A 1,423-nucleotide genomic window follows, 5' to 3' on the forward strand; every position below is an offset into this window, starting at 1 on the left:
GCTCGCCGAGGCGCGGCGCGGGGCCGCGGGAGGCTCGTAACGGGGCCGTCATGGCGTCATGCGGCGGTCAGCTCCGCATCGCGGCCGGGCAGGGGCGGCCAGCACTCAGCAACGGGGCGCGCTCAGGCCTCCTTGTAGCGGTAGCCGACGCCGTACAGCGTCTCGATATGGCTGAACTCGGTGTCGATCGCCTTGAACTTCTTGCGGATGCGCTTGATGTGGCTGTCGATGGTGCGGTCGTCGACATAGATGTGCTCGCCATAGGCCGCGTCCATCAGCTGGTCGCGGCTCTTGACGTGGCCGGGGCGGATGGCCAGGGCCTTGACCAGCAGGAACTCGGTGACCGTCAGGTCGATGGTCTCGCCGCGCCACAGGCAGGCATGGCGGTTGCCGTCCAGCGTCAGGTCGCCGCGGGTGACCACGGCGGCGGGGTCGGCCGGGGTGGTGTCGGTCGCCAGCTGCTCGCGCCGCAGCAGGGCCCGGATGCGCTCGATCAGCAGGCGCTGCGAGAACGGCTTCTTGATGTAGTCGTCGGCGCCCATGCGCAGGCCGAGCAGCTCGTCGACCTCGTCGTCCTTCGAGGTCAGGAAGATCACCGGCATGTTGGTGGTCTTGCGCAGCCGGCCCAAGAGCTCCATCCCGTCCATGCGCGGCATCTTGATGTCGAGAACGGCCAGGTCGACCGGCTTCTGGGCCAGCCCGCGCAGCGCCTCGTCGCCGTCGGAGAAGGTGCGGACCTCGTAGCCTTCCGACTCCAGCGACATCGCGACCGATGTCAGGATGTTACGGTCGTCATCGACCAGCGCGATGGTCTGGGCCATGGCCCCCTCCACTCTCCACCACCCGCCCCCGGCGGGTGCAAATGCACCTTGCCGGGGACGCTGAACGCCCAATATGGCGTATTCGCGGCCAAAATGTCACTCGGACGAGGTAATCTGCAAAGAAAACCAGCGAGGTAGCGGCGCCATGACGACATCGGACCCCGCCCTGGCGGCCCACCCGGCCGGACACGCCCGGCTCCTGCTGCGCAGCCTGGACCGCGCGGCGCTGGCGACGCTGGACGCGGATGGCGGGCCCTACGCCTCGCTGGTGCTGGTGGCGACCGACCCGGCCGGCCAGCCGCTGCTGCTGATCTCGCGCCTGGCGGAGCACACCGGCAACCTGGAGCGCGACTCCCGGGCCTCGCTGCTGTTCGACGGCACCGCCGGCTTCGACCAGCCGCTGACCGGGCCGCGCCTGACCGTGGCCGGCCGGGCCGAGCCGGCGGACGACCCGGGGCTGCGCGCCCGCTACCTGGCCCGGCATCCGGACGCCGCCGGCTATGCCGGCTTCCCGGATTTCAGCCTGTGGCGGGTGCGGGTCGAACGCGGCCACATGGTCGCCGGCTTCGGCGCCATCCACCGCTTCGACGCCGATGACCTGC

2 protein-coding genes are annotated in these 1,423 nt (G+C 70.5%); one reads left to right on the forward strand and one right to left on the reverse strand.

Going from position 1 to position 1,423, the window contains the following annotated elements; all coding sequences use genetic code 11:
• Positions 1-122: 122 nt before the first annotated feature.
• A complete protein-coding gene (locus tag P409_RS34250) occupies positions 123-821 on the reverse strand; it encodes a response regulator transcription factor (protein ID WP_034849301.1) in 699 nt (232 codons plus the stop codon).
• A 145-nt stretch (positions 822-966) separates the two neighbouring features.
• Here P409_RS34250 and P409_RS34255 point away from each other — a divergent pair.
• On the forward strand, positions 967-1,423 hold a 457-nt coding region (locus P409_RS34255; RefSeq protein WP_034849302.1), incomplete at its 3' end, for a HugZ family pyridoxamine 5'-phosphate oxidase.

It is taken from the genome of Inquilinus limosus MP06 (assembly GCF_000767795.1).
Classification (GTDB): domain Bacteria; phylum Pseudomonadota; class Alphaproteobacteria; order DSM-16000; family Inquilinaceae; genus Inquilinus; species Inquilinus limosus_E.